We start from the raw sequence: 7484 nt of genomic DNA on the forward strand, positions 1-7484 counted from the left end.
GTCCTTGATGAAGCCATAGGCGTCGGCTGAATACATCATGGCGACCTCGGGCTCCTGCTGCAGCATGAGGTTGGCGAGTTCGGCGCCGTCCTTGTACCACTTGGGCATGCGCAGCTTCTCGAGTTCGACGAAGAGCGGCTCGAGCTCGGCGGGTGTTCCGAACACTTCCTCGATGCCGGGTTTGGTCTTGGAGAGCAGGGCTGGGATGCAGAGGTCCCAGTAGAAGGCGGCGGCATCCAGGGTGGTCTTGCCCTTGACCTTGGGGTCCCAGAAATTCGCCCAACTCTCGGGCCCTACCCCCGCACCCTTGGCGGTGAGCATCCACAGCGAGCCGCCACCAAACGGCACGCCATATTTCTTGGCGGCGCCGCGCGTTTCATCGAACCAGGGGTAGACCGCGTCGAAACCCTTGACCTTGCTGCGGTCGGTCTCGAGGAACAGGTTTTCGGCGAGGCCAGCGGAGGTGGTGTATTCATCCGCGATGGTGATGTCGAAGGGCGGATTATCGGCCGGTGCGGCAACGATCTGCGAGACCATCTGGTCCCAGCCGCCCACGGTCTCGACCTTAGTGCCATACTGAGCGTTGAAGGGTTCGACGACTGCCTTGCGGAAGCTGAGTTCGTGGTTGCCGGACCACGACACGACGATCAGGCTCTCGCCCTCGAAAGCTGCGTGCGCCGACGACACCATGGCTCGGCCAATGATGGCCGGCATTGCAAGACCGATCGCGGCTTGACCGAGGAAGCGGCGTCGGCCGAGGTTGCGAGGCATGTGGAGCGTCATGGAGGAGGATCCTTCCTGTGTTCTGTAGGGCCCAGTGGATCATGGCGGCGGCTAACCTGCAAGCGGGTCTGCCACACCGCCGGAACGCGCATTCTCGCCGGGGCTCAACCCTTCTGGGGTCTTGACAGTCCGGGTCGCGTGTCATTAACTTGATGGACATCCAATTTTTTGGACGCATCTATAGCGAGGCGGCATGGACCAGCCTGTATCGACGGTGAGGCAGGAAGCGGAGGTGGGCCGCCGCCACACGCCGGAGTTCGGGGCGCGCACCCTGCTGCTGGAGATCGAGCTGTTCCTGCTGTTCTTCGTTGCGACCGGGCTCACCGTGACGTGCCTCATCCCAATGTGGCTGGGCGCCGTGGGCAACACCGTGTTCCTCTATGCGCTCTACACCGTGGTGCATGAGGCGGTGCATTCCAACATCAGCTCGCGCAGCAAGAACCTACGCTGGGTGGACCCGCTCGCCGGAATCATCGCCTGCGCACCCTTGTGGCTCAATTATCACCAGCACAAACGCCAGCACATGGAGCACCATGCGCACACCAACGAGGAAACCGATCCTGACATCTATGCCCGTGGCAGCTTCCTCGGCTGGATATTCATCAGGCTTCCTCTTGCCCTCCTCAATTATTTCAACCCGGTCCAGCAATATCGCGACTGCCAGCGCTTCAACTGCACCAAGCGCGAATACGTCTACACGTTCCTGACTTTCGCCATCCATGCGCTGATCCTCATCGGCCTTGTCGCCATGGGCTATGGGAGCGAGGTCCTGTTCCTGTGGTTCGTGCCGTGGTGGCTTGGGCAGACGGTGATGCTCACCTTCTTCACCTGGACGCCGCATCACGACCATACTGAGACAGGTCGCTATCGAAATACGCGCGTTGCGCTCTTTCCCTTCGCCAACTTCCTGCTGCAGGGGCAGAACTACCACCTAATCCATCACATGATGCCGGCCATTCCCTATTACCGCTACAAGCCGGTCTTCGACGAATTGCGCCCGGTGCTGGAGGCAAAGGGCGTTCGGATCGAAGGCATCCTGCCCGATCCCAGGAACGAGCACCACGCGCTCAGCGGCGAATCACCTCGATGAGTCCGGCGCTGACGATCAGCGCAGTACCAAGACCCTCCGCCAGCGTGAAGGGCTGGCCAGAGAGTAGCCCCGCAGAGAGCGTGCCGAACAGAACTTCCGTCATCAGCAGGATGCCGACCCGCGCCGAATCAATGCGCTGGGCCGCCCACAGCACGAGGAAGTTAGGAGGCACGAAGATGATGAGGCCGAGCAGGATGATCCACGGCAGCATGTCGCGCAAATGACCAGGCTCGGCCAGCGGCAGCGCCAGTGCAGCGGCGGCGGCCAGGATGAGGGCGGAGGACAGGCAGCCGCCGGCGGCGAAGCTGAAAACCGACATGGCCACCTTGCGCGTCGGGCGATGGAAGCTCCGGAGCGTGCCGGCCGCCCACAGCATGCCGCTGACCAGCGCCAGGCCATCACCCCAGTTGCGCGGCAGCGGAATTCCGTCCTTGAACCCCAACACCGAAGCAAGCCCGGCAAAGCCCATGACCATGGCAAGGATGCGGCTGGGACTCAGGCGCTGACGCAGGAAAAACCGGCCCGCCAGCGTGCTCCAGACCGGCGTGAGATAGAAAAGCAGGATGGAGTGGACCACATCGGTCAGCACGAGGCTCACCGTGTAGAGCGAAAAGGCGGTTCCCAACAGCAGCCCGCTGAGCGCCTGGTCGGCCGCACCTGCCCAGGCGTCACGCCGGAGCAGCCATGGCAGCGCCGAGAACATGGCCATTGCATTGAAGATCAGCGCCACCCAGGCACCGCCCACGCCCTCGGAGGCGAACCAATGCAGAGGTACCCAGAAGCCGCCCCAGACTGCGCCGCACAGTGCAACCGCCATGGACGGCAAAAGATGCGAGGCTTGCTTGGATTGGACGGCATTCATGGCCCGGTTATGATCGCCCCGGCGCCGACCTGCAATGCACCCGCGCGCATGGCTGCCGCTATTTGCTTGACCGTCTCCGGAAACAGGTTTGATTATACGTGCAGGAGCTGTGGGAAATGAAAACAAGCAGCCTAGGGAGCGAAACATGAAGAACATCAGCCTACTGAACAACAGCCGCCGCAAATTCCTCAAGACGGCGGCCCTTACGGTGGCCATGCCGGCCATCATCGGCCGCGCCTGCATCAGCACGGCAAAGGCCGCCTTCGAGGGCGAGAGCCTGATTGCCGTGTCTTGGTCTGGAAACTACGAGCAGGTGTTCCGTGAGACCATCATCAACCCCTTCAACGCCAAGTATAACACCAAGGCCGAGACCGTGGGCGGCTGGGACCAGATCGTCAGCCAGATCAAGGCCGCGCCAGCCGACAACCCGCCCTTCGACGTTTCGGTGGGCGAGGAGTACATTTCCTCTGCCGGCCTCGCCGAGAACCTCTACATGAAGACCGACCGCTCCAAGATCCCCAATCTCGAGGCGGTTTATCCGTGGTTCTACGAGACCCGGCCCGACAAGGCGAAGGAGTATGGCATTCCCTTTGGCGGCGGCACCTGCATGCTGCTGCTGCGCAAGAACCTCAATATCGCGCCGGACAGCTGGGGCCTGTTGTGGGACGACCGTCTGGCTGGCAAGGTCACCGCGGATGGTGCAGCCTGGTGGTGGACGCTTTCGGTGCCAGCGGTGATGGACAAGACCGCGGCCGGCCTCGACGAGATGTACGACATGAAGACGGCCGAACCCTTGTTCCAGCAGCTCGACAAGCTGAAGGTTGCGAAGTGGTTCAAGGACGGTGCCGAACAGGCAAACCTTCTAAACCAGGGCGAGGCAGATGCGGCGATGAGCTATTCGTCAGACGCCTACACCTTCATGACCCAAAGCCCGGACGAATACGTGGTGTCCGTGCCGAAGGAAGGTGCCTCCGCCTGGGCCGACTGGTACTTCAAGGTGCGCGGCACCAAGCACAACGACCTCGCCGACCTGTTCATGAACTACATGCTGGAGAAAGAAACCCAGGACCGCTTCCTATCGCAGTCGCTGATATTCATGGCCCGCAAGGACGTAACCGTCCCCCCCCAGTGGAACGGCTATCCCACGTCGAACGAGGACTTCCACAAGATGTTCCAGATCATCACAATGGACGGCTGGGACAAGATCAACGCCAACTACCAGGCCTATGACGATCGCATGAAACAGACAATCGCCAAGACCACGGGCTGAGGCCCGCGTGCAGGGCCCGCGCGCCAGCCGCGGGCCCTTCCACCCTTCACATCAGGGAATGCAGCTGGTGCAGGCATTTCGTGACCCATAATCATTCCACGTGGAGCAGGTGGTTGACAGCGCAGCCCGCCCTTGAACTCAGAAACACCCTGCGCCGCTTCGGCAGCGTCGTTGCGGTGAACAATGTCTCACTGAGCGTGGGCAAGGGTGAGTTCGTCACGCTGCTGGGGCCTTCGGGTTCCGGCAAGACCTCGACGCTGCGGTTGATTGGCGGCTTCGAGGAGCTGGATGGCGGTTCCATCCTGCTGAATGGCCAGCGCATCGACCACCTACCGGCCTACCAGCGCGACACGGCTACCATTTTCCAGTCCGGCGCGCTGTTCCCGCACAAGACGGTCGCGGAGAACGTTGCCTTTGGCCTGCGCATGCGCAAGGTGCCGAAGGACGAGATGGCCAAGCGCATCTCTCAGTCACTCGAGACCGTGCGCCTCAAGGGCTATGAGGACCGCTATCCCGCCCAGCTATCCGGTGGCCAGAAGCAACGGGTGGCACTCGCCCGGTCGCTGGCGGTCAGACCCGCCATTCTGCTCTTCGACGAGCCGCTCTCTGCGCTTGACCTGTCGCTCCGACTACAGCTTCGCGCCGAGATCAAGCGGCTCCATGACGAGCTCAAGTTCAGCGCCATCTATGTGACGCATGACCAGGGCGAGGCCATGGCCATGTCAAGCCGGGTCGCGGTCATGAACACTGGCTCCATCGAGCAGATCGACACCCCGGAGACGGTGTTCCACGCGCCCAGCAGCGAGTTCGTCTATACCTTCATCGGCGAGAGCTGCTGCCTGCCGGTGCGCATCACCGCGTCCGGCGTCCAGGACAAGAAGGGTGAGACGATTGGCATTGTGCTGGGCGAGCGCCTGGCGGAGGGTGACTGCCGCATCTACGTGCGCCCATCGCGGCTCCGCCTCATCAGCGATGCGGCGGCTCTCCCCAACCGCCTGACCGCGCGCATCCACTTCATCGAGTTCCTCGGCGACGTTTATCGCTATCACCTGAAGGCGGGAGCGCTGGAACTCGCTGCCGACCACGCGGGCTCGATCGGCAAAAGCGTTGGCGACGTGATCGTCATCGGCTGGCGCACCGAGGACATGAGGGTATTCCGGTGAGCGCCACCGCCGACATCGATGATGCCGCCTACACCGCGCGGCGTGCTGCCCATGCGCGCCGCAAGGCCATGGCTCCTTGGCTGCTCATGCTGCCGGCACTGATCATCGTGCTCATCTTCTTCGGCATTCCCACGCTCTATATGGTGCGCATGAGCTTCAACCTGCATATAGACCAGCGGCTCTACGTGCCGGGACTGACTTTCGAGCACTACGTCAACCTGTTCTCCAACCCGTTGTTCACCACGGCGATCCTGACAACCATCAAGCTGGCATTGATCGCCTCGCTGGCCACTGTGTTCATCGGCTATTGCTTCGCACTGCTGGTGTGGCTGAAGCCCGCTCGCTGGCGGCTCCTATTCATCGGGCTGGCCCTCGCGCCGCTGCTGATTTCCGAGATCGCCATCATTTTTGGCTGGTGGATGTTTTTCCCCAAGAACGGGCTCTTGAGCTATGCGCTGATCGCCTCCGGCCTCGTCACCAACAAGGTGAGCCTGATGTATACGGAGTTCGCAGCCTTCGTCGGCTTGGTCTACGTGACGCTGCCCTATTGCTTCTTCATTTTGCTCTCGATCTTCGACGGCATTGACAAGCGCCTTTTGGAGGCGAGTGCGGACCTCGGCGCCACGCCCTTCAAGAGCTTCCGCGAAGTGATGCTGCCGCTGACCTGGACTGGTATCCTTGTCGCCTTCTCGCAATCCTTCATCTGGACGATGGGCACCTATGCCACGCCCTCGGCGCTGGGTCCCGACACTCTGTGGACCATGGGCTTCCTCATCCAGGAGCAGATGCTGGGCAAGCACAACTGGCCCATGGCCTCCGCACTCGCAGTGGTGCTCGTGATTGGCGTCACCGGCGTCATGGTGGTGACGCGCAGCATGCAATCCGAGCGGAACAACTTCCATGTCTGATACGGTGACAGACGCCGTTCCGCGGAGTGCTGAGCCCTTGCTGCTGAAGATGCTGGCGCTCGCCTTCACTGTGTTCATCGTCGGCTACATCCTGGTGCCGATCCTCGTCACCATCGTCATGTCTTTCAACGACGCGGCGATGATCCGCTTCCCAATCAATGTGTGGTCGGCAAAGTGGTATGCCGACTTCTTCGGTAGCGAGCAGTGGACCGATGCGCTCAAGAACAGCATCCTCATCGCCCTCGGCACGGCGGCGATCTCCACCACCGCAGGCGTGCTCTGCGCCTGGGCCTTCCAGCGCTTCCACATCCCCTTCCGCGATGGCTGGTACATCCTCATCATGATGCCACTGTTCATGCCGGGCGTTGTTCTGGGGCTTGGCGTCGCCATCGCCTTCGGGGGGCTGACGATAGGCGACTACGCCATCTACGGCTCGCGCGAGCTGGTCATGGTAGCGCATTCGCTGTGGGCCATGCCGCTGGTCTTCATGCTGATGGAGGCAACCTTCAAGACAATCGACTACCGCATCGTCGAGGCCTCCTATGATCTGGGCGGTGGGCCGGTACGCACCTTCTTCGAGGTGGTGCTGCCGATGGTCTCTACCGGCATCGTCTCCTCGCTGCTCTTCGCCTTCGTGATCTCCCTCAATGAATTCGTGATGGCCCTGTTTCTGACCGACCGCGACACCCAGACATTGCCGGTGCTGATGTGGCTCAGCCTGCGCTCGGCGGGCACGCCTCGCCTTGCTGTTGCTTCGGTGATCCTGGCGCTCACCGTCTTTGCCTGCCTCACGATCATCATGCTGTGGTATGTTCGCCAATTGAGAAAGGTCGCCCGATGAAGATCAAGGCCGTTGTCGCCACCGGAGCCGGGGGACCCGAAGTGCTGAAGCTGTCCGATGTCGAACTCGCCTGGCCGCGCGGGCCCTCAGACGTGCTGGTCAATATCAAGTTCGCAGCGCTGAACCCAGCCGATGTGTTCTTCCGCCAGCTCGGCGGATATATCGCGGGGCCTGAGCCCTTCGTGCTTGGCCATGACGGAATGGGCATCGTGCGCGAAGTGGGTAGTGCCGTAACGACGGTGAAGCCCGGTGACCGCGTGTGCTTCTGCAATGGCGGCATCGGCGGCACCATGGGTACCTATGCCGAGGCCGCCGTGGTGCCGGAGTGGCAGCTCGCCAAGGTTCCCGACGCGGTCGATGACATGACTGCCGCCGCCCTGCCCCTCGTTTCCATCACTTGCTGGGAATCGCTTTGCGAGCGCGCAGACGTGAAACCGGGCGAGTTCGTGCTGGTGCATGGCGGGGCCGGCGGCACCGGGCACGTGGCGGTGCAACTTGCCGCGCTGCGCGGGGCTCGCGTCGCGGCCACCGTCAGCTCGCCGGAGAAGGCCCGGATCGTTGCAGCAC

8 protein-coding genes are annotated in these 7484 nt (G+C 62.2%); 6 read left to right on the forward strand and 2 right to left on the reverse strand.

Annotated elements, in window-relative coordinates:
* The coding region (locus WCJ41_RS19045) for an extracellular solute-binding protein (protein ID WP_336907417.1) at nt 1–783 on the reverse strand (783 nt) is incomplete at its 3' end.
* 193 nt (nt 784–976) lie between these two features.
* Between WCJ41_RS19045 and WCJ41_RS19050 the strand changes: the two genes are divergently transcribed.
* Nucleotides 977–1873, forward strand: a complete 897-nt coding sequence (locus WCJ41_RS19050; RefSeq protein ID WP_336907418.1) for a fatty acid desaturase — start codon at nt 977–979, stop codon at nt 1871–1873.
* Here the strand turns inward: WCJ41_RS19050 and WCJ41_RS19055 are convergent.
* The gene (locus WCJ41_RS19055) at nt 1851–2735 is read right to left on the reverse strand and encodes a DMT family transporter (protein WP_336907419.1); all 885 of its coding nucleotides are present in this window, start codon (nt 2733–2735) and stop codon (nt 1851–1853) included. The two genes, WCJ41_RS19050 and WCJ41_RS19055, sit on opposite strands and share 23 nt — an antisense overlap.
* Nucleotides 2736–2880: 145 nt before the next feature.
* Here WCJ41_RS19055 and WCJ41_RS19060 point away from each other — a divergent pair, with 145 nt between their 5' ends.
* The 5 genes from WCJ41_RS19060 to WCJ41_RS19080 all read left to right on the forward strand — a co-directional run.
* Nucleotides 2881–4005, forward strand: a complete 1125-nt coding sequence (locus WCJ41_RS19060; RefSeq protein WP_336907420.1) for a PotD/PotF family extracellular solute-binding protein — start codon at nt 2881–2883, stop codon at nt 4003–4005.
* A 113-nt stretch (nt 4006–4118) separates the two neighbouring features.
* Nucleotides 4119–5168, forward strand: coding sequence for an ABC transporter ATP-binding protein (locus tag WCJ41_RS19065; RefSeq protein ID WP_336907421.1), 1050 nt, complete (start codon nt 4119–4121; stop codon nt 5166–5168).
* Nucleotides 5165–6076, forward strand: a complete 912-nt coding sequence (locus WCJ41_RS19070) for an ABC transporter permease (protein ID WP_336907422.1) — start codon at nt 5165–5167, stop codon at nt 6074–6076. Before WCJ41_RS19065 ends, WCJ41_RS19070 begins: the two co-directional genes overlap by 4 nt.
* The gene (locus tag WCJ41_RS19075; RefSeq protein ID WP_336907423.1) at nt 6069–6917 is read left to right on the forward strand and encodes an ABC transporter permease; all 849 of its coding nucleotides are present in this window, start codon (nt 6069–6071) and stop codon (nt 6915–6917) included. Before WCJ41_RS19070 ends, WCJ41_RS19075 begins: the two co-directional genes overlap by 8 nt.
* Nucleotides 6914–7484 (forward strand): alcohol dehydrogenase catalytic domain-containing protein (locus tag WCJ41_RS19080; RefSeq protein ID WP_336907424.1); only part of this gene is annotated, 571 nt, incomplete at its 3' end. The genes WCJ41_RS19075 and WCJ41_RS19080, both read left to right, overlap by 4 nt.

The organism is Aestuariivirga sp. (assembly GCF_037139295.1).
Taxonomy (GTDB): Bacteria; Pseudomonadota; Alphaproteobacteria; order Rhizobiales; family Aestuariivirgaceae; genus Aestuariivirga.

Excerpts from the sequence above, each read along its gene's own strand:
- WCJ41_RS19075 (WP_336907423.1), top strand. The coding sequence starts at position 6,069 with ATGTCTGATACGGTGACAGACGCCGTTCCGCGGAGTGCTGAGCCCTTG.
- WCJ41_RS19050 (WP_336907418.1), top strand. The coding sequence starts at position 977 with ATGGACCAGCCTGTATCGACGGTGAGGCAGGAAGCGGAGGTGGGCCGC.
- WCJ41_RS19060 (WP_336907420.1), top strand. The coding sequence starts at position 2,881 with ATGAAGAACATCAGCCTACTGAACAACAGCCGCCGCAAATTCCTCAAG.
- WCJ41_RS19055 (WP_336907419.1), bottom strand. The coding sequence starts at position 2,735 with ATGAATGCCGTCCAATCCAAGCAAGCCTCGCATCTTTTGCCGTCCATG.